20 protein-coding genes and 2 tRNA genes are annotated in these 18,421 nt (G+C 69.1%); 18 read left to right on the top strand and 4 right to left on the bottom strand.

Translation table 11 applies throughout. From position 1 onward, the window contains the following. The first annotated feature begins 4 nt into the window (after nt 1-4). The 11 genes from tolQ to GH681_RS13155 all read left to right on the top strand — a co-directional run bounded on the left by tolQ (nt 5) and on the right by GH681_RS13155 (nt 7,563). Nucleotides 5-679, top strand: coding sequence for a protein TolQ (gene tolQ / locus GH681_RS13205; RefSeq protein ID WP_153161920.1), 675 nt, complete (start codon nt 5-7; stop codon nt 677-679). A gap of 16 nt (nt 680-695) precedes the next feature. Then, a complete protein-coding gene (gene tolR, locus GH681_RS13200) occupies nt 696-1,109 on the top strand; it encodes a protein TolR (protein ID WP_153161919.1) in 414 nt (137 codons plus the stop codon). Beyond that, nucleotides 1,106-2,077, top strand: coding sequence for a cell envelope integrity protein TolA (gene tolA, locus GH681_RS13195; RefSeq protein ID WP_153161918.1), 972 nt, complete (start codon nt 1,106-1,108; stop codon nt 2,075-2,077). The genes tolR and tolA overlap by 4 nt, the downstream gene beginning before the upstream one ends. An 18-nt stretch (nt 2,078-2,095) precedes the next feature. Further along, on the top strand, nt 2,096-3,382 hold the full coding sequence (gene tolB / locus GH681_RS13190; RefSeq protein WP_153161917.1) for a Tol-Pal system beta propeller repeat protein TolB: 1,287 nt from the start codon (nt 2,096-2,098) through the stop codon (nt 3,380-3,382). Nucleotides 3,383-3,457: 75 nt separating this feature from the next. Then, entirely contained in the window at nt 3,458-4,009 is a 552-nt protein-coding gene (gene pal / locus GH681_RS13185) for a peptidoglycan-associated lipoprotein Pal (protein ID WP_153161916.1), read from the top strand. Beyond that, a complete protein-coding gene (gene ybgF, locus GH681_RS13180) occupies nt 4,009-4,755 on the top strand; it encodes a tol-pal system protein YbgF (protein ID WP_153161915.1) in 747 nt (248 codons plus the stop codon). Before pal ends, ybgF begins: the two co-directional genes overlap by 1 nt. A gap of 37 nt (nt 4,756-4,792) precedes the next feature. Beyond that, nucleotides 4,793-5,464, top strand: a complete 672-nt coding sequence (gene queE / locus GH681_RS13175; RefSeq protein WP_153161914.1) for a 7-carboxy-7-deazaguanine synthase QueE — start codon at nt 4,793-4,795, stop codon at nt 5,462-5,464. Nucleotides 5,465-5,543: 79 nt separating this feature from the next. Beyond that, nucleotides 5,544-6,221 (top strand): 7-cyano-7-deazaguanine synthase QueC, encoded by a 678-nt coding sequence (gene queC / locus GH681_RS13170; RefSeq protein ID WP_153161913.1) that lies wholly within the window; start codon nt 5,544-5,546, stop codon nt 6,219-6,221. 7 nt (nt 6,222-6,228) lie between these two features. Further along, nucleotides 6,229-7,332, top strand: a complete 1,104-nt coding sequence (locus GH681_RS13165; protein ID WP_153161912.1) for a YeeE/YedE family protein — start codon at nt 6,229-6,231, stop codon at nt 7,330-7,332. 40 nt (nt 7,333-7,372) lie between these two features. Continuing rightward, a tRNA-Lys gene (locus GH681_RS13160) sits at nt 7,373-7,448 on the top strand. Nucleotides 7,449-7,487: 39 nt separating this feature from the next. Then, nucleotides 7,488-7,563, top strand: a tRNA-Lys gene (locus GH681_RS13155). Between the two features lie 91 nt (nt 7,564-7,654). Here GH681_RS13155 and GH681_RS13150 read toward each other — a convergent pair. Further along, nucleotides 7,655-8,395 carry an SDR family NAD(P)-dependent oxidoreductase gene (locus GH681_RS13150; RefSeq protein WP_153161911.1) on the bottom strand — a complete coding sequence of 247 codons (741 nt, stop codon included), beginning with the start codon at nt 8,393-8,395 and terminating at the stop codon, nt 7,655-7,657. 97 nt (nt 8,396-8,492) lie between these two features. Between GH681_RS13150 and GH681_RS13145 the strand changes: the two genes are divergently transcribed. Genes GH681_RS13145 through GH681_RS13125 form a run of 5 tightly spaced genes read left to right on the top strand, consistent with a single transcriptional unit; the run spans nt 8,493 to nt 13,973 of the window. Next, entirely contained in the window at nt 8,493-9,485 is a 993-nt protein-coding gene (locus GH681_RS13145) for an NAD(P)/FAD-dependent oxidoreductase (RefSeq protein WP_153161910.1), read from the top strand. A 12-nt stretch (nt 9,486-9,497) separates the two neighbouring features. Further along, nucleotides 9,498-11,021: a cryptochrome/deoxyribodipyrimidine photo-lyase family protein gene (locus GH681_RS13140; protein ID WP_153161909.1), complete on the top strand. Its 1,524-nt coding sequence runs from the start codon at nt 9,498-9,500 to the stop codon at nt 11,019-11,021. Next, nucleotides 11,021-11,173, top strand: a complete 153-nt coding sequence (locus tag GH681_RS13135) for a DUF2256 domain-containing protein (protein WP_153161908.1) — start codon at nt 11,021-11,023, stop codon at nt 11,171-11,173. The genes GH681_RS13140 and GH681_RS13135 overlap by 1 nt, the downstream gene beginning before the upstream one ends. Then, complete coding sequence (locus GH681_RS13130; protein WP_153161907.1) at nt 11,170-12,450, top strand: DASH family cryptochrome; 1,281 nt, start codon at nt 11,170-11,172, stop codon at nt 12,448-12,450. The genes GH681_RS13135 and GH681_RS13130 overlap by 4 nt, the downstream gene beginning before the upstream one ends. Next, nucleotides 12,447-13,973, top strand: a complete 1,527-nt coding sequence (locus GH681_RS13125; RefSeq protein ID WP_153161906.1) for a cryptochrome/photolyase family protein — start codon at nt 12,447-12,449, stop codon at nt 13,971-13,973. Before GH681_RS13130 ends, GH681_RS13125 begins: the two co-directional genes overlap by 4 nt. A 4-nt stretch (nt 13,974-13,977) precedes the next feature. On the opposite strand, the gene GH681_RS13120 is transcribed toward GH681_RS13125, so the two are convergent. After that, on the bottom strand, nt 13,978-14,994 hold the full coding sequence (locus GH681_RS13120) for an AraC family transcriptional regulator (RefSeq protein ID WP_194271231.1): 1,017 nt from the start codon (nt 14,992-14,994) through the stop codon (nt 13,978-13,980). Nucleotides 14,995-15,160: 166 nt separating this feature from the next. Between GH681_RS13120 and GH681_RS13115 the strand changes: the two genes are divergently transcribed. Both GH681_RS13115 and GH681_RS13110 read left to right on the top strand, forming a co-directional pair. After that, on the top strand, nt 15,161-16,468 hold the full coding sequence (locus tag GH681_RS13115) for a bifunctional diguanylate cyclase/phosphodiesterase (RefSeq protein WP_153161904.1): 1,308 nt from the start codon (nt 15,161-15,163) through the stop codon (nt 16,466-16,468). Continuing rightward, a complete protein-coding gene (locus tag GH681_RS13110) occupies nt 16,465-17,340 on the top strand; it encodes an HDOD domain-containing protein (protein WP_153161903.1) in 876 nt (291 codons plus the stop codon). Before GH681_RS13115 ends, GH681_RS13110 begins: the two co-directional genes overlap by 4 nt. 22 nt (nt 17,341-17,362) lie before the next feature. On the opposite strand, the gene GH681_RS13105 is transcribed toward GH681_RS13110, so the two are convergent. Then, nucleotides 17,363-17,908: an NADPH-dependent FMN reductase gene (locus GH681_RS13105; protein ID WP_153161902.1), complete on the bottom strand. Its 546-nt coding sequence runs from the start codon at nt 17,906-17,908 to the stop codon at nt 17,363-17,365. Nucleotides 17,909-17,987: 79 nt separating this feature from the next. Further along, a partial coding sequence (locus GH681_RS23360) for a transposase (RefSeq protein WP_368666706.1) occupies nt 17,988-18,421 on the bottom strand: 434 nt, incomplete at its 5' end.

The raw sequence follows: 18,421 nt of genomic DNA, 5'->3' as shown, positions 1-18,421 counted from the left end.
ACCGATGAACGTCACCGAAGACCTCTCAATCCTGTCCCTGATCGCCAACGCGAGCGTCCTCGTCAAGCTCGTGATGGCGCTGCTCGGCACCGTCTCCTTCATGTCCTGGTACTGGATCTTCCGCAAGTGGTTCCAGATCCGCGACGCCAAGCGCAAGACCGATCTCTTCGAACGCGACTTCTGGAGCGGCGGCGACCTCAACGCCCTGTACCAGAGCGCCGCCACCGGCCGCCACGAGGCCGCCGGCATGGAGCGCATCTTCGAAGCCGGCTACCGCGAATTCGCCAAGCTGCGCGGCAAGAACCTCGATCACGGTGCCATCATGGACGGCGCCCGCCGGGCCATGCGTGCCACCTACCAGCGCGAGGTCGATGATCTCGAAGCCCACCTGGCCTTCCTCGCCTCGGTGGGTTCGGTGTCGCCTTACGTCGGCCTGTTCGGTACCGTGTGGGGGATCATGAACGCCTTCCGCGGCCTGTCCAACGTCGGCTCGGCCACCCTCGCCCACGTGGCGCCGGGCATCGCCGAAGCGCTGGTCGCCACCGCCATCGGCCTGTTCGCGGCGATTCCGGCGGTCGTCGCCTACAACCGCTTCGCCCACGACATCGACCGCATCGCGATCCGCTTCGAGAGCTTCACCGAAGAATTCCTGAACATCCTCCAGCGCCAGCTGCGTTGACCGGAGCCTAGCTGCAATGCGTCAACGTCGCCTGATGAACCAGATCAACGTCGTGCCTTACATCGACGTGATGCTGGTGCTCCTCGTCATCTTCATGGTCACCGCGCCGATGATCCAGTCCGGCTCGGTGAATCTGCCCAGCGTCGACAAGGTCCCCGCGCCGCCCACCGACGCCATGATCGTCACCGTCAAGCCCCAGGGCGAGCTCACCCTCAGCCAGACCAGCCAGGCCCAGCCCAAGTCCTACAACCGCCGCGACCTGATCGGCGCGGTGCAGGACGCCGTGTCGGCCAACCCCGGCCAGCCGGTGGTGATCGCCGCCGACAAGGAAGTGAAGTACGAGCTGGTCATGGATGTCCTCAACGACCTGCGTAACGCAGGCGTCAACAAGGTCGGCCTGCAGACGCAGATCGGCAAAGCCAGCCGATGAGACCTTTGCTGTCCGGTAATGACCGGGGCAAGTGGTCGTCGGCAGCGCTGGCTGCGCTTGTCCACGTCCTGCTCGGTCTGTTCCTGTTCTATGGCGTGCGCTGGCAGAACCGCCTGCCCGACGCCGTCGAGGTCGAACTGGTGAGCGCGCCGCCGCCGGCCGCCCGCGTCGCCCCGCCTCCGCCCCCCGCCCCGCCGGCCGAATCCCGCCCGGCGCCGCCGCCTCCGCCCGAGCCCGAAGACGAACCCGCGCCCACCCCGCCGCCGCGCAAGCAGCCGGATATCGCCATCAAGGCGCCCGAGCCCAAGAAGCCGCCACCGCCCAAGCCGGTGAAGGAAATCGTCAAGCCCGAGCCGAAGAAGCCCGAACCCAAGCCTGAGCCCAAGAAGCCCGAGCCGAAACCGGAACCCAAAAAGCCGGAACCCAAGCCCGAGCCGAAGAAACCCGAGCCCAAGCCTGAGCCCAAACCCGATCCGAAGGCCGAAGCCAAAGCCCGCGCCGAGCAGGCCCGCATCGACCAGGCCAAGGCCGACAAGGAAGCCAAGGCCTCCGCCGCCCGCGCCCGCGAACTCGAAGACCGCCGGATGCGTGAGCTGATGGCCCATGACAGCGAGAACGCCAGCCAGTCCCGCCAGATCCAGGAAGAACTCGCCCGGGTCGCCGGCGCCAAAGCCAGCGCCGCCCGCAACAAGGCCATCGAGGCCTACATCGAGAAGATCCGCGCCAAGGTGAAGGGCAACATCGTGCTGCCGCCGGGCGTCAGCGGCGACCCCTTCGCGCTGTTCTACGTGGATCAGCTCCCCGACGGCTCGGTGATCGAGGTGCGCCTCAAGCGCTCCACCGGCAACGCCCAGCTCGACGGCGCCATCGAACGCGCCATCCAGAAGTCGAGCCCGCTGCCGCGCCCCGACAAGCCGGAACTGTTCAACCGCACGCTGGAGCTGAAGTTCTACCCGCTCCGCGACTAAACCGAGAGTCCTCCGCCCATGACCTCACGCCTCCTGTCCCTCCTGCGCAGCGCCATTCCGGCCTGCGCGCTGGTGCTTGCGTCCTCCCTGGCCCAGGCCCAGCTCGCCATCGAGATCACCGGCGCCGGTGCCAACCGCATGCCGGTGGCCGTCGCCAGCTTCGAGGGTGAGAACGCCCTGCCTCGCGCCGTCACCGATGTCGTCCGAGCCGACCTCGAACGCAGCGGCCTGTTCAAGATGATCGAACTCGGCCCGAGCCCGATGGGCGCCAGCGGCCCGGTGGATTACGCCCGCGTCCGCTCCCGCGGTGCCGACGCCGTCGCCGTGGGCACCGTCAGCCCCAACGGGGCCGGCCGCTTCCAGATCGAAGTGCGCCTCCACGACGCCGCCAAGCAGCTCGGCCTGGGCAGCCAGGCGATGGTGATGTCGCCCAACCAGTACCGCGCCACCGGCCACCGCATCGCCGACTTCATCTACGAGAAGCTCACTGGTGAGCCCGGCGTGTTCTCGACCCGCATCGCCTACGTGCTCAAGTCCGGCCCCCGCTACGAGCTGCAGATCGCCGACGCCGACGGCAGCAACGCCCAGACCGCGCTGGCTTCGAAAGAGCCGATCATCTCCCCGGCCTGGTCGCCGGACGGCTCGCGCCTCGCCTACGTGTCGTTCGAGGCCAAGAAGCCAGTGGTTTACGTGCACAACCTCGCCACCGGCCAGCGCAACGTAGCCGCCAACTTCAAGGGTTCCAACTCCGCCCCCGCCTGGTCGCCGGACGGCCGCCGGCTGGCGGTGGTGCTCACCAAGGACGGCCAGTCCCAGCTCTACTCGGTCAATGCCGACGGCTCCGGCGTGCAGCGCCTGGCGTCATCTTCCGGCATCGACACCGAGCCGGCCTGGTCGCCCGACGGCATGATCTACTTCACCTCCGACCGCGGCGGCAGCCCGCAGATCTACCGCGTGCCGGCCGGCGGCGGCGACGCCCAGCGGGTCACCTTCGAGGGCGGCTACAACGTCAGCCCGCGCCCCTCGCCCGACGGCAAGAGCCTCGTCTACGTATCCCGCAACGGCGGCCGTTTCCAGGTCACGATGCTGGATCTCGCATCCCGCCAGACGCAAATCCTCACCGACTCCTCCAAGGACGAATCCCCGAGCTTCGCCCCCAACGGCCGCATGGTGCTCTACGCCACCGAGATCGGCGGCCGTGGCGTGCTCGCCGCCGTGTCCGCCGACGGTCGTGTGAAACAACGTCTATCGGTACAATCAGGCGACGTGCGCGAACCCGCCTGGGGGCCCCAGCCCCGAAACTGACCCGCTCGCGCGAAACCCGACGCATCACCACGCATTCATCCAGCCCTTGCACGGATGCCCCACGGAGTCCACACCATGAAGTTCCAGCACCTCACCCTGTCCCTGATCGCTGCCGGCCTGCTGGCCGCTTGTAGCTCGGCCCCCAACCAGAACCAGGGTGCAGCCGTCGAAGACCGCAGCAGCGGCGCCGCCAGCAGCGGTGTCGACGGCAACCGCGTCACCACCGTCAACGCCAACGACGGCGCCAACGGCTCCGCCTACCCCGAGCTGCGCGATCCGAAGAACATCCTGTCCAAGCGCAGCGTGCTGTTCGACTACGACAGCTACGTCGTCAAGGATCAGTACCGTCCGCTCGTCGAAGCCCACGCCAAGTTCCTGGTCGCCCACCCCAAGGTCAAGATGATGATCCAGGGCAACACCGACGAACGTGGCAGCCGCGAATACAACCTGGCCCTCGGCCAGAAGCGTGCCGACGCCGTCAAGAAGGCCCTGGGCCTGCTGGGCGTGGCCGAAAGCCAGCTCGAATCCGTCAGCCTCGGCGAAGAAAAGCCCAGCTGCACCGACGCCTCCGAGTCCTGCTGGTCCGCCAACCGTCGTGGCGACATGCTCTATTCGGGTGAATTCTGATGTTCCCGCGCCTTCTGCCCCGCCTGTTGGCCGGGCTGCTGGCTGGCCTGCTGGCCAGCCAGGCCCAGGCCGGCCTGTTTGACGACGAGGAAGCCCGGATGCGCATCAATCAGATGCGCACCGAGTTCTCCGCCCGTCTGGACAAGCTCGAAGCCAGTTCCCGCGCCCAGCTCGAACTGGCCGACCAGATCGAGAACCTGAAGGCCGAGATCGCCCGCCTGCGCGGCGAGAACGAAGTCCTCAGCAACGATCTGGCCAACGCAAACAAGCGGCAGAAGGACTTTTACGTCGACCTCGACAACCGCCTGCGCAAGGTCGAGCCCCAGACGGCTGCCGAGGCCCCTGCAGCGCCGGCAGCCCCTGTGGTAGCCGATCCAGCCAGCGAAAGCCGCGACTACGAAGCCGCCCTCACCCAGCTGCGGGCCGGCAAGTTCCGCGAAGCCGCCACCGGCTTCGTCGCCTTCACCAAGGCCTACCCGAACAGCAGCTTCCAGCCCAACGCCCACTTCTGGGCCGCCAGCGCGCTCTATCAGCTGAAGGACAACGTCGGCGCCGCCGAGCACTACGCCAAGGTCGCCAGCCAGTGGCCGGACGACACCCGCGCGCCGGACGCCCTGCTCGGCTTGTCCAGCACCCAGGCCGCCCGCAACGACACCGCGGGGGCCACCAAGACCCTCGAACGGCTGGTCGCCAAGTACCCAAGCAGTTCGGCGGCAACCATCGCCCGCCAGCGCCTCAAGAAGTAAGCCCGCCGCGCCCGACACCAGGCGCGCTTTTTTTCCCATGCCCACAACCGCCAGCCCCGCCCCCCGCGCCGCCACCCTGCGCATCACCGAGATCTTCCACTCGCTCCAGGGTGAAACCTCGCGCGCCGGCCTGCCGACGGTGTTCATCCGCCTCACCGGCTGTCCGCTGCGCTGCAGCTGGTGCGACACCGAATACTCCTTCACCGGCGGCACCACCCGCACCCTCGACGACATCCTCGCCGAAGTGGCCGGCTACCACTGCCCGACCATCTGCGTCACCGGCGGCGAACCGCTGTCCCAGAAGAACTGCCTGCCCCTGCTCACCGCCCTGTGCGACGCCGGCTACTCGGTGTCCCTCGAGACCAGCGGCGCCCTCGACATCGCCGGCGTCGACCCGCGCGTCTCGCGCATCGTCGACCTCAAGGCGCCGGGCTCCGGCGAAGTCGCGCGCAACCTGCTCACCAACATCCCGCTGCTCAACCTGCGCGACGAGGTGAAACTGGTGCTCGCCAGCGAGGCCGACTACGAGTGGGCCAAGGCGCAGATCGCCGAATACCATCTCACCGAACGCTGCCCAGTGCTCCTCGCCCCGGTCCAGGGCCAGCTCAAGCCGGCCGACCTCGCCGCGTGGATCCTCCGCGACCGGCTGCCGGTGCGGATGCAGGTTCAGCTGCACAAGGTCATCTGGGGCAACGAACCCGGTCGGTAAGCGGTCAAACCACGCCGGGCCAGGCCCCGGCACCGGATCACCCCTTGCCTGGATCCATTTTTTTGTATTGGATGTAAGCATGAGCACGCCCCGCGCCCTCGTCCTGCTGTCCGGCGGCCTCGATTCCGCCACCTGCCTCGCCATCGCCCGCGCCGAAGGCTTCGAGACCTACGCCCTGTCCGTCGAATACGGCCAGCGCCATGCGGCCGAGCTCGCCGCCGCCCGCCGCGTGGCCGCCGCCCTCGGCGCCGTCACCCACCGGGTTGCCCACGTGGATCTCGGCCAGTTTGGCGGCTCGGCCCTCACCGACCCGGCCCTCGCCGTGCCCACCGACGGCGTCGGCGCCGGCATCCCGATCACCTACGTGCCGGCCCGCAACACCATCATGTTGTCCATCGCCATGGCCTGGGCCGAGGTGCTGGGCGCCGACCACATCTACGTGGGCGTCAATGCGGTGGATTATTCCGGCTACCCCGACTGCCGCCCGGCCTTCATCGAAGCCTTCGAGAAGATGGCCAACCTCGCCACCAAGGCCGGCGTCGAAGGCCACCACCTGGCCATCCACGCGCCGTTGATCGACCTCTCCAAGGCCGACATCATCCGCCGCGGCACCGAGCTTGGCGTCGATTACAGCCTCACCGTGTCGTGCTACCAGGCCGACGACGACGGCCGCGCCTGCGGCCTGTGCGACGCCTGCCGGCTGCGCAAGGCCGGCTTCGAAGCCGCCGGCCTGCCCGACCCCACCCCCTACGCCTGACCGCGCCATGGACGCCGCCAGCCAGCCCCTCTCCCTGTCGGCCATCGCCTGGGCCGCCTTCGCAATCGGCACAGTGTTCGGGCTGGCGGCCCAGCGCAGCAACTTCTGCACCATGGGCGCCATCGCCGACATCCTGCTGATGGGCGACTGGACGCGCCTGCGCATGTGGGCGCTGGCCGCAGCAGTGGCCATCGCCGGCACCACCGGCCTGCAGGTGGCCGGGCTGGTGGACGTGCACAACTCGATCTACACCGGCAGCCGCCTGCCGTGGCTGTCCCATCTCGTTGGCGGCGCGCTGTTCGGCGTCGGCATGACCCTCGCGTCCGGCTGCGGCGCTAAAACACTTGTGCGGCTCGGCGGCGGCAACCTCAAGTCGCTGGTGGTGTTCGTCTTCCTCGGCCTCTCGGCCGCGATGACCCTGCGCGGGCTCTTCGGCGGCTGGCGCGTCGAATGGCTCGACCCCGTCGCCCTGCAGCTCGCCACACCGCAGGATCTGCCGACACTGCTCGCCGCCCGCTTCCAGCTCGACGCCCGCAGCGCGTGGCTGGCCTGCGCCACTGTCGGCGCCGGCAGCCTGGCCCTGTTCGCGCTCTCGAGCCGCGACAACTGGCGGCCCGGCCCACTGCTCGGCAGCATCGCCATCGGCGCGTGCATCGTCGCCGGCTGGTATCTCAGCGGCCACCTGGCGTGGCTTGCCGAAGATCCCGAAACCCTCGCCCCGGCCTTTCTCGCCACCAACAGCGGGAAGATGGAATCCCTCAGCTTCGTCGCACCCTACGCCTACAGCCTCGACCTGCTGATGCTGTGGACCGACAAGAGCCGCATCGTCACCATCGGCATCGCCACCACCCTCGGCGTCGTCGCCGGCGCGCTGCTGGGCGCGATCACAAGCCGCAGCTTCCGCATCGAAGGCTTCCGCGACACGCCGGACCTCGTTCGCCACATCGCCGGCGCCATCCTGATGGGCTTCGGCGGCGTCACTGCGCTGGGCTGCACCATCGGTCAGGGCCTCTCCGGGCTCTCCACCCTTTCGGTCGGCGCCATCCTCACCGTTGGGGCCATCATCGCCGGGGCAACGGTGTCGATAAAAATTCAGCTACGAAACAGTTGACGTATTCTGTGGAGGGGCTATAATGCGCGTCTCTTCCGGGGGGTCGGTAGCTCAGTCGGTAGAGCAGCGGACTTTTAATCCGTTGGTCGCGAGTTCGAATCTCGCCCGACCCACCATTAAAAAAGGTGGGCTATAATACAGGCTCCCGCAAGAATGGGTTGTTAGCTCAGTTGGTAGAGCAGCGGACTCTTAATCCGTAGGTCGAGTGTTCGAGCCACTCACAACCCACCAGATTCAGAAAAGGCCAGTCCTCCGGGACTGGCCTTTTTGTTTTTGAGCTCGCGTCACGCCCGAAGGCATCCTGCCGCCAATCCGGGCGCGATCACTTCACCAGCGGGCGAATCCGCGTGAAGCCGGCGTCCATCGCCCACACCTGCCCCGTCACCCGCGCTGCGTGCTCCGACAGCAGCCAGACCATCAGCTGCGCCAACTCATCCGCCGATCCGATGCCCGGCAGCGGATATTGCCGCGCGGCCGCATCCCGCCCGGCGGCGCTGCCGAGGATGGCCGAGGTGGCTGGCGTATCCATGATGCCCGGCGCCACGCCATTCACCCGGATGCCCGCTGCCGCGTGGCTCGCCGCAGCACCGCGGACGAGCCCTTCCACCCCCGCCTTGGCCGCCGCCACCGCTTCGTGGTTGGGCGTGCCGATCTGCGCCGCGGCTGACGACACCAGCACCGCCGCGCCCGGGCTGCGCGCTTCGCGCAGGGCGCCGATGAAACCACCCAGGGTGTGAAAGGCGCTCACCAGATTGGCGCGCAGGCAGTCGTCGAAATCCGCCTCGGACATGCGATGCACCGAACCCAGCCGGATGTTGCCGACGCAGTGGGCCAGCGCCGTGGGCAGCAAGCCCACCGCGGCAGCCTGCTCGAAGACCAGCCGCACCCCGGCCACCGTGCTGCAGTCGGCCTCGATCTGCAGATGCTGGTCGCCAAAGGCTGCGGCCAGCCGTGCGGCGTCGCGGCTCACGACGATCAGCCGCCAGCCATCGGTAGCCAACCCGGCGGCCACTGCCCGCCCCAACCCACCGGCGGCACCGGTGACAAGTGCAATTCTGTCCATGACAACTCCCTCGGCACGTGGCCGCTCTTAATCGGCTTTGAACGGCTCCTGATGCGCTGTATTATGGGGCACCCTCCTTTTTTGTCTAGGACAAAAATTGAAATCAAACCCAAAAATCGCCGTCATCGGTGCAGGCATCGCCGGTTTGTCCTGCGCAACATCCCTCAAGGCAGCGGGTATCGACCTCACCCTCCTCGACAAGAGCCGCGGCCCCGCGGGGCGGATGAGCACCCGCCGCGGCGACGACTGGCAGTGCGACCACGGCGCCCAGTACTTCACCGCCCGCGATCCAGCCTTCCGTGCCGAAGTCGCCCGCTGGCAGCACGCCGGTGTCGCCGATCTGTGGCGCGCCCGCATTGCCGTACCGGGCGAAGCGGGCGAGCACGGCGCCGACTTCGCCCTCGAACGCTTCGTCGGCGTGCCGCGCATGACCGCTCCCGCCCGCTTTCTGGCCGACGCGCTGCCCCTCACGGTACAGACCACCGTCACCGAGATCCGCCCCAGCCCCGACGGCTGGTGGCTCGTTTCGGCGGAGCACGGCCTGCACCCCACGCGCTTCGACGCGGTCCTGCTGGCGGTGCCCGCGCCCCAGGCCGTGCCCTTGCTGCGCACGACCGCGCCGGGGCTGGCGAACCTCTCCTCCCGCGCCAACATGCGCGGCAGCTGGGCGCTGATGCTGCGCTACGACGCCCCCGTCGCGCTTCCCTTCGACGCCGCCTTCGTGAACAGCGGCCCACTGCGCTGGATTGCCCGCGACAGCAGCAAGCCCGGCCGCCCCCGCGGCGAGACCTGGCTGCTCCACGCCACCGCCGAATGGAGCGAGGCCCACATCGAGGCCACGCCCGAAGCCGTCGCCGACGACCTGCTCCGCGCCTTCGCCGAACTGGGCGCCCCGCCGCCCGAGGCCTGGACCGCCCACCGCTGGCGCTACGCCGACACCGAGCCGCCCCTCGATGCCTGCCATGTGTGGGACGTGGACCGGCGCATCGGCCTGTGCGGCGACTGGCTGAACGGCGGCAAGGTGGAAGGCGCGTGGCTCAGCGGCCGCAGCCTCGCCCAAGACGTCCTGCAGCACTTCGGCAGGCCCTGACCGGCCGCGGCCATGGACTACAGCGTCGTCTGGTTCAAGCGCGATCTGCGGCTCCACGATCACGCAGCGCTGCACGCCGCCGCGCTGCGGGGCCCGGTGCTGTGCCTGTACGTGGTCGAGCCCTCCCTGTGGGCCGAGCCCGACGCCGCCCGCCAGCACTACGCCTTCATCCTCGAAAGCCTGCGCGACCTGTACCGCGCGCTGCGGAAGCTGGGCGGCTGCATCCACCTCGTCACCGGCGAAGTGGCCGAGGTGCTGGGCCGCCTCCACGCCGCGGCGCCCTTCGGCGCGTTGTATTCCCACGAGGAGACCGGCAACGGCCTCACCTACCAGCGCGACATCGCGGTGGCCCGCTGGTGCCGCGAACACGGCGTGCGCTGGCAGGAGTTTCCCCAGTTCGGCGTGGTGCGCCGCCTCGCCGACCGGGACACCTGGCAGGCCCGCTGGGAAGCCTTCGTCAGCCAGCCCTGCCTGCCCGTACCGCCGACGCTACGCTTCGCCCCACTGCCCTGGCCCGACGTCCCGCCGCCCGACGCCACCGCGCTGGGCCTCGGTGACGACGATCCGCCGGGACGCCAGCGAGGTGGTCGTACGGCCGGCCTCGCGGTGCTGGACGACTTCCTCACCGAGCGCAGCCGGCAGTACCGGGGCGGCATCTCGTCGCCGCTCTCCGCCCCCACCGCCTGCTCGCGCCTGTCGCCCTACCTCGCCTTCGGTTGCCTCAGCCTGCGTGAGATCGTCCATGCCACCCGGCACGCCGTCGCCAACCTGCCCGCCGGCGCCCAGCGCAACGGCCTTACCGCGTTCATCAGCCGGCTCTACTGGCACTGCCACTTCATCCAGAAGCTCGAGAGTGAGCCCGCGCTGGAGTTTCGCAATCTCCACCGGGGCTACGACGGCCTGCGCGAGGCCGACTGGAACCCGGACCACTTTGCCGCCCTCGCCGCCGGGCGCACCGGCTGGCCGCTGGTGGACGCCTGCGTGGCCATGCTGCGCGAGACCGGCTGGATCAACTTCCGGATGCGCGCGATGCTCGTCTCGGTGGCGGCCTACCCGCTGTGGCTGCACTGGCGGCCGGTCGGGCAGTGGCTGGCGCGGCAGTTCCTCGACTACGAGCCGGGCATCCACTGGAGTCAGATGCAGATGCAGTCCGGCACCACCGGCATCAACCTGCCGCGCGTCTACAACCCCATCAAGCAGGCCCGCGACCACGACCCGAAGGGCCACTTCGTGCGGCGCTGGCTGCCCGCCCTGCGCAAGGTGCCCGACAGCTGGCTGTTCGAGCCCTGGCGAATGCCCGCCGCACTGCAGGCCGCCCACGGGCTGGGCCCTGGCGACATTCCCGAACCCTGCGTGGATCTGGACGCCGCCACCCGCAGCGCCAAGGCCCGCCTGTTTGCCCTGCGCGCCCAGCCCGAGGTCCGCGCCGCCAAGGCCGCCATCGTGGCCCGCCACGGCTCGCGCAAGCGCAGCCCCAGCGCCAGCCCGCGTGCCCGGCAAGCCGCCGACAAGGCTCAACTGAAACTGGACCTGTGATGGCCCACGCCAAGCCCCACCTCCCCACCAAGACCTGCCCCTGCTGCGGCCGCCCCTTCGCGTGGCGCAAGAAGTGGGCGCGGGTGTGGGACGAAGTGAAGTACTGCTCCGAGCGCTGCCGCCGCACGCGGCCGACCAAAGCCACGCCATGAACACTGTCATCCACTGGTTCCGCGCCGACCTGCGGCTCACCGACAACGCGGCCCTCACCCGCGCCGCCCACGCCGCCGACCGGCTCATCCCCGTCTTCATCCACCCGCCAGCCCAGCGCACCGCGTGGGGTTTCGAGCGCGTCGGACCCCATCGCCGGCATTTCCTCGCCACCGCCCTCGCCGATCTGGATGCGCAGTTGCGGGCCGCCGGTAGCGGTCTCGTCGAGCTGCATGGAGACCCGGTCGAGCGCCTCGCCGATCTCGTCCGCCACACCGGCGCCACGGGCATCGTCTGCGAGGCGATCCCGGCGCCCGAGGAGGAAACCCAGCTCGCCCAGCTTCGCGCCGCCGGCATCAGCGTCGAGACGCACTGGCAATCCACGCTGCTCGATCCTTCCACGCTACCGTTCTCCGACGCAAACCTGCCGGATGTCTTCACCGCCTTCCGCCAGAAGGTCGAAGGCGCCGGCATCCAGCCACCGGCGCCGATCCCCGCGCCGACACGCCTGCCGCCACTGCCCGACGGCCTTTCCCCGGGCGACACCCGGACGCCCGCTCCGCCCCCGCCCGCCAACCCGCGCTCGGCCTTCCCCTACGCCCTGCCCGCCTTCCACGGCGGCGCCAGCGCCGGGCGCGCCCACCTCGCCCAGTATCTGGCGCGCGGCCTGCCCCATAGCTACAAAGCCACCCGCAACCGCCTCGCCGGCGTCGACGACTCCAGCAAGTTCTCGCCGTGGCTCGCCATCGGCGCCCTGTCGGCCCGGCAGATCCACGCCGGCCTCAAGGATTTCGAGGTCCGCCGCGGCGCCAGCGACGGCACGTACTGGCTGTGGTTCGAGCTGCTGTGGCGCGATCACTTCCGTCTGCTCCACCGCAAGCACGGCCGGCGCCTGTATCGGGCGGGCGGCCTGTCGGACAGCACCCCGCCGCCGCCCCACGACGACGATGCCTTCGCCCGCTGGCAGGCCGGCCGCACCGGCCACAGCCTGATCGACGCCGGCATGCGCGAGCTCGCCGCTACCGGCTATCTCTCCAACCGCATGCGCCAGATCGTCGCCAGCTACCTCATCCATGACCTCGCCTGCGACTGGCGTGCCGGCGCGGCGTGGTTCGAGGCCCAGCTGGTGGATTTCGACGTGTGCAGCAACCAGGGCAACTGGCTCTACATTTCCGGCCGGGGCACCGACCCGCGCGGCGGGCGCCGCTTCAACCCCGACAAACAGGCCGCCGAGCACGACCCGGACGACGCCTACCAGACCCGCTGGAGTGCCCCATGACCACCCTGCGCCTGATCCTCGGCGACCAGCTCAACCCGCTGCACAGCTGGTTTGCCGAACCCCGCCCGGACGTGATCCACGTGCTGATGGAGATCCGCCAGGAGACCGACTACGTCCTCCACCACGCCCAGAAGATCCTCGCCATCTTCGCGGCGATGCGCGACTTCGCCCGGCAGCTGGGCGAGGCCGGCCACCGGATCGAATACCTCGCCATCGACGACCCGGCCAACCACCAATCCCTCACCGCCAATCTGGACGCCCTGATCGCCCGCCACGGCGCCGCCCGCGTCGAATACCAGGCGCCGGACGAATGGCGGCTCGACCGGCAGCTCGCCGCCTGGGCGCGGCAGCTTTCCATCCCCGCCACCATGGTGGGCAGCGAGCATTTCTACACCGCCAGGCTCGACGCCGCGCGCCTCTTCGAGGGCCGCAAGCAGTGGCTGATGGAGCACTTCTACCGCCACATGCGCACCCGCCACGACGTGCTGATGGCCGGCGGCAAGCCGATCGGCGGGCGCTGGAACTTCGACCACGACAACCGCAAGCCCTGGCCCGGCCTGCCCCGCGAGCCCGCCGACCCGCGCATCCGCCACGACCACTCGGCCCTGTGGCAGCGCATCGAGGCGGCGGGGGTGAAGCACTTCGGCAACCCGGCGGCGGATCGCCTCGCCTGGCCGCTCAACCGCGACGAGGCGCTGGCCCAGCTGGAGGATTTCGTCGCCGAGGCGCTGCCCCACTTCGGCGACTTCCAGGACGCCATGAGCACGCGGGCGTGGCGGCTGTTCCACTCGCTGCTGTCCTTCGCGCTCAACACCAAGATGCTCAGCCCGCGGGAGGTCGTCCGGCGGGTCGAGGCGGCCCACGCCGACGGCCAGGTGCCGCTGGCGGCGGCCGAGGGTTTCATCCGCCAGGTCATCGGCTGGCGCGAATACGTGCGCGGCGTGTATTGGGCGCACATGCCGGGCTACGTGGAGCACAACGTGTTCGGCCACCACGTGCCTTTGCCCACGTGGTTCTGGACGGGCAAGACGAAGATGCGCTGCCTCGCCCACAGCATCGGCCAGTCGCTGGAGCACGCCTACGCCCACCACATCCAGCGCCTGATGGTGATCGGCAACTTCGCCCTCCTCGCCGGACTCGCCCCGGCCGAGGTGCATCGCTGGTACCTGGGCATCTACATCGACGCCTTCGAGTGGGTCGAGCTGCCCAACACCCTGGGCATGAGCCAGTTTGCCGACGGCGGCCTGCTGGCCACCAAGCCCTACGTGTCGAGCGCCGCCTACATCGACCGCATGTGCGACTACTGCAAGGGCTGCGCTTACAAGGCCAAGGCCCGCACGGGCGACGACGCCTGCCCGTTCAACGCGCTGTACTGGGATTTCTTCGACCGCAACCGCGAGCGGCTGGGCACCAACCACCGGCTGGGCATGGTGTACCGCCAGCTGGAACGCTTCGACGAGCCCGCCCGCACGGCGATCCGCCAGCGGGCGGAGGCCTTGCGCGCCGACCTGGACGCCCTGTAACGGGTCAGGCTGGCGCGGCAGCGCAGCGGCGGCGGTAGTCGCTCGGCGATTCGCCGTGCCAGCGGCGGAAGGCGCGGGTGAAGGCGCTCTGCTCTGAAAAGCCGAGCAGGAAGGTGATCTCGGTGAGGCTGCGCTGGGGGTTCTCCAGGTAGCGCCGGGCCAGCGCCTCGCGGGTCTCGTCCACCAGCCGCTTGTAGGTGATGCCGTGCTCCGCCAGCCGGCGCTGCAGGGTGCGGCGGCTGAGGCCCACGGCTTCGGCGAGGCCCCGCTCGGTGGGCTCGCCGGAGGTGAGATGTTCAAGCAGATGGGCCTTGCAACGGGTGACGAGATCGTCCCGGGTGAGCTCGGCCAGCTGCCCGGTGAGGATCTGGTCGAAGGTGGCCGCCATGTCCCGGTAGGCGGTGGGCAGGCGCCGGTCGGCATCGGCGGGGGCGAGGAGGAAGCTGTCTTCCGGAGCGCCGAAATCGACGCGGCAGCCGAAGAACGCGTCCCAGGCCTCGCGCCGCGCGGGGAGCGCCCGACGCAGACGCACCTGCAGCGGGGTGAAGGTGTCGCCGAAGTTGGTGCGGCACATGTCGATGATGATCGACAGCGAGAAGTCGGTCATGAACGGCCCGATCGCCTTGTCGCCACGCCCGTGGTCGTACACAAAACGCAGGCCGTCAGCCGATTCCTGCACCGTGTAGCGGAAGCGCTCGCCGAGGATGCGGGCGTAGCGCTCCAGGCGCTTGAGCCCGGTGCGCAGGGTGCTGCTGGAGAGCCAAGCGTAGCCCATCGTGCCCAGGTTGGACGGATGCCAGCAGCGCGCCGCGTGCAGGGCGAAGGCCGGGTCGGACAGCCGCGGGCAGGCGCGCTCGAAGACGATGTCGGCGATGCGGCTCGGAAAGCGTTTGCCGGGCTCCGCCAGCTGCTCGGCCGAAATGCCCAGCCCGGCCAGCAGCTCGGCCGGATCGAGCCCTTCCCGCTCGAACATCCGGATCATCATCAGCCACACCGTGGCCGGCGAACTGGTCGTTGCCATGCGTCCTCGCCCCAATTTTCTTGTGGCGCAGATCGTCAATCGAAAGGCGCGGATCGTCAAGCCCATAACGGGCTGTTTTCATACGCTTGTGGGTAAGGCGTCACGCTTTCCGCACACGCCGGACCCCGCGAGCAATCGCGCCTGCAATCCTGACGATGGAGCCAGCATGTCGAACCACAAGTTCGCCGTCGATCCCATCACCGGTTTCCTCAACCGGGGTGGGAGCCTGTCCCTAGCCCGTCGGGTCATTGGCGCAGTCAACGCAAAGGACCAGCCGCTGGCCTTGCTGTGGCTGGATCTCGACCGTTTTCACAAAGTCAATGCCTCGTTCGGGCATCGCGGTGGAGACCGCATCATTGCCCATGTCGCCACCCTCATCCGGGGGCTCGTGCCGGTGACGGCCCACTGCATGCGGATGGGGAGCGACGAGTTCGTGATCCTCCTGCCGGGCACCAGCCTGGGCGAGGCCCGCGCTCTCGGGCAGCAGCTCGCCCAGGCCCTCGAACAGCCGCTCGAACTGGACGGGATGATGATCCACCCCACCGCCAGCATCGGGCTCGCCCAGCATGCTGCCGGAGAGAGCCTGCACGCCTTCTTCGAGCGCGCCGACCGGGCGATGCTCGACGCCAAGCGTCAGGGCGGCAACCGGCTGGTGGTGTCGGGCAGCGAGACCTTCCGCGGCCGCCACGGCGTGCAGCTCGCCCGCGAGGAGCTGGCGGTGGAATCCGACCTGCATCTGGCGCTGGAGACCGGCGGGCTGTCCCTCGACTTCCAGCCGGTGCTCACCTTCGACGGCCGCATCGAAGCCGTCGAGGGGCTGATGCGCTGCCGGGTGCACGACCGCCTGCTGGCGCCGGGGCGCTTCATCCCGGTGGCCGAGAAGACCGGCCTGATCGTGCGCCTGGGCGAATGGAGCCTGCTTCAGGGCACCCGCTTCGCCGCCCGCCTGTGCCACGCCGGGCGGCCCACCAAGGTGGCGATCAACGTGTCCCGGGCCCAGCTCACCTCGCCGACCTTCCTGCCGGCGCTGCACGGGGCACTGATCTGCGCCAACGTCGATCCGGCGCTGATCGAGCTGGAGCTGACCGAATCGCTGGTGATGGACGAGTCCGAGATCGTCCAGCAGAACCTCCGCCGCGCCCGGGAGACCGGGGTCGGCCTGGCCATTGACGACTTCGGGACGGGCTACTCGAGCCTGTCGTGCCTGAAGGACCTGCCGGCCACCAAGCTCAAGCTCGACCGCTCCTTCGTGCAGGTGCTGCCCGACGACCGGCGCGCCTACGCGGTGGTGCGCGCCATGTCGCGGCTGGCCCGGGAGCTGGGCATGGTGATGGTGGCCGAAGGCGTCGAGACGCCGGAGCAGCTCGCCGCGCTCCACGACGCGGAGGTCGAGGCCATCCAGGGCTTCATCTGGGCCCGGCCGATGAACGAAGAAGCCTTGCTGGGCTGGCTTGAGCAAAGGAACACACCATGACGAACCAACAGAAACCTGCCCATCCGGTGGTCGATGAACTGCTGGAGCGCTCGATCCGCGACATCGACATCCCGCCGCGGCCGCAGATCATCGACCGGATCCGCCACGAGATGCACCGGGACGAGCCCAACATGTTCGTGGTCGGCCGGCTGATCAGCCGCGACGTGAGCCTCGCCGCCGGCCTCATCAAGACCGCCAACTCGCCCTACTTCGGCTTCTCGCTGCGGGTGCGCTCGGTGAACGAAGCGTTGATGATGCTCGGCCTCGACGCCGCCAGCCGGGCCATCGCGGCGATCAGCCTGCACAAGGCCTTTCCGAACAGCGCCCACTACGAACGCTTCTGGCACACCTCGGCCGAGATCGCCGCGCTGTCGGGCTGGCTCGCCCAGCACCTGGCGGTGCCCTGCGTGCGCGCCGACGACGCCTACACCTTCGGGCTGTTCCGGGATTGCGGGATCGTGATCCTGCTGCGCCGCTTCGGCACCTATCGGGACATCCTGATGCGGGCCAACCGCGACGGCGAGCGGCTGTTCACCGCCCACGAACTCGACGCCCTGCCCACCCACCACGCGGTGGTCGGCAGCCTGCTGGCCCAGAACTGGTGGCTGCCCGAGATCATCTCCCAAGCGATCCGCAGCCACCACGACCCGGAGATGCTCGACCGCTTCGATTCTGGCCTGCCGCTGGCCTCGCGGCGCCTGATCGCCATCGCCCAGACCGCCGAACGGCTCGTGCAGCAGGCCACCGGCGGCAGCCAGACCCGCGAATGGGACAAGCTCGGCCCGTCGTGCCTGCGCCTGCTCGACTTGGACGACGAAACCCTGGCCGGGCTGGTCGAGCCGGCCGCGGAGCTCATCAAGCGCATCGACTGACGGCCGGCCCGGCCGACGCGGATCAGGCCTTGCTGCGCAGGGTCTGGTCGGCCAGGGCCTTCATCTGATCTGCGACCAGCTTCTGCAGCCGCTCGTCGGTCAGGTTTCCGTCCCCGTCGAAGGCGCCCGCAAAGGCGTTGGCGAAGACTTCCGGCTTGTTGAGGGGATGCAGGTCGAGGAACACGCAAACCTGGCGCAGGTGATACTGGGCGCGCGAAGTGCCCATCCCGCCGCCGGCGCCCATGATCGCCGCCGGCTTGCCAGCCAGGAGCGCGTTGTCCGGCTCGCGGGAAGCCCAGTCGAGGATGTTCTTGAGGGCCGGAGCCATCGAGTAGTTGTACTCGGTGGCGGCCAGCACCAGCGCGTCGGCCTGGGCCAGCTGCGCCAGCACGCGCTCGACGGCCGCCGGCTTGGCGGTGAGGTCGGCGTTGTAGAAGGGCACATCCGACAGATCGGCAAACTCCATGCTCACCCCGGACGGCAGGCTGGCCTGGGCCGCGCGCAGCAGTCCCTTGTTGGTGGACTTCTGGCGAAGACTGCCGGCAATACCCAGAAACTTGAGCGACATGATCGATTACCCCTCGATGTGCGTTGAACGGGCGGCATCTGCCGCGGTCCAGAGTCGGACATAGTCGGCCCTGAAATATTCAATTCGCCGCTTGCAGCCGCCAGCCTGACGGCCAGGCTGCGTTGCCACTGAGCACCCGCCCAAGCATCCCGACCAGCACGCCGAGCGCAAAAAGGGCCGTCAGCCCCAAACGAGCCACCGCCCGCAGTAGCCAGCGCAAGTTGTAGCCCGCGGCACAGAGCACCGGGTGCAGCACATCTCCTTCAGATCCTTTCAGCCAGTTCCGCCGTAGCCCGCAGTCGTCCTTCAGGTGTCCGATTACGGGTTCGACTGCTTGACGCCGTTTAAGCAGACGACGCGCCTTGGCACTCAGGTTCTTGATTCGACCCCGGTGGATGATCTCGACCCCGGGCACCTCCACACCCCGATAGCCCAGATCGACGATGGCGGTGTGGGGCTTCGGGGCGCCTTTGACGTCCTGCATCAGGATCGTCGCCTGCTCGATCTGCTCGG

This window comes from Zoogloea sp. 1C4 (assembly GCF_009469605.1).
In the GTDB taxonomy this organism is placed as follows: domain Bacteria; phylum Pseudomonadota; class Gammaproteobacteria; order Burkholderiales; family Rhodocyclaceae; genus Zoogloea; species Zoogloea oryzae.
Note: the sequence above shows the minus strand (reverse complement) of the source record. Positions and strands in the feature narration are given on the sequence as shown.

Coding starts and splice junctions, on each gene's coding strand:
- GH681_RS13130 (WP_153161907.1), top strand. CDS start 11,170: ATGAACACTGTCATCCACTGGTTCCGCGCCGACCTGCGGCTCACCGAC.
- tolQ (WP_153161920.1), top strand. CDS start 5: ATGAACGTCACCGAAGACCTCTCAATCCTGTCCCTGATCGCCAACGCG.
- pal (WP_153161916.1), top strand. CDS start 3,458: ATGAAGTTCCAGCACCTCACCCTGTCCCTGATCGCTGCCGGCCTGCTG.
- tolA (WP_153161918.1), top strand. CDS start 1,106: ATGAGACCTTTGCTGTCCGGTAATGACCGGGGCAAGTGGTCGTCGGCA.
- GH681_RS13150 (WP_153161911.1), bottom strand. CDS start 8,395: ATGGACAGAATTGCACTTGTCACCGGTGCCGCCGGTGGGTTGGGGCGG.
- GH681_RS13125 (WP_153161906.1), top strand. CDS start 12,447: ATGACCACCCTGCGCCTGATCCTCGGCGACCAGCTCAACCCGCTGCAC.
- GH681_RS13115 (WP_153161904.1), top strand. CDS start 15,161: ATGTCGAACCACAAGTTCGCCGTCGATCCCATCACCGGTTTCCTCAAC.
- GH681_RS13110 (WP_153161903.1), top strand. CDS start 16,465: ATGACGAACCAACAGAAACCTGCCCATCCGGTGGTCGATGAACTGCTG.
- queE (WP_153161914.1), top strand. CDS start 4,793: ATGCCCACAACCGCCAGCCCCGCCCCCCGCGCCGCCACCCTGCGCATC.
- tolR (WP_153161919.1), top strand. CDS start 696: ATGCGTCAACGTCGCCTGATGAACCAGATCAACGTCGTGCCTTACATC.
- GH681_RS13120 (WP_194271231.1), bottom strand. CDS start 14,994: ATGGCAACGACCAGTTCGCCGGCCACGGTGTGGCTGATGATGATCCGG.
- GH681_RS13135 (WP_153161908.1), top strand. CDS start 11,021: ATGGCCCACGCCAAGCCCCACCTCCCCACCAAGACCTGCCCCTGCTGC.
- ybgF (WP_153161915.1), top strand. CDS start 4,009: ATGTTCCCGCGCCTTCTGCCCCGCCTGTTGGCCGGGCTGCTGGCTGGC.
- queC (WP_153161913.1), top strand. CDS start 5,544: ATGAGCACGCCCCGCGCCCTCGTCCTGCTGTCCGGCGGCCTCGATTCC.
- tolB (WP_153161917.1), top strand. CDS start 2,096: ATGACCTCACGCCTCCTGTCCCTCCTGCGCAGCGCCATTCCGGCCTGC.
- GH681_RS13105 (WP_153161902.1), bottom strand. CDS start 17,908: ATGTCGCTCAAGTTTCTGGGTATTGCCGGCAGTCTTCGCCAGAAGTCC.
- GH681_RS13165 (WP_153161912.1), top strand. CDS start 6,229: ATGGACGCCGCCAGCCAGCCCCTCTCCCTGTCGGCCATCGCCTGGGCC.
- GH681_RS13140 (WP_153161909.1), top strand. CDS start 9,498: ATGGACTACAGCGTCGTCTGGTTCAAGCGCGATCTGCGGCTCCACGAT.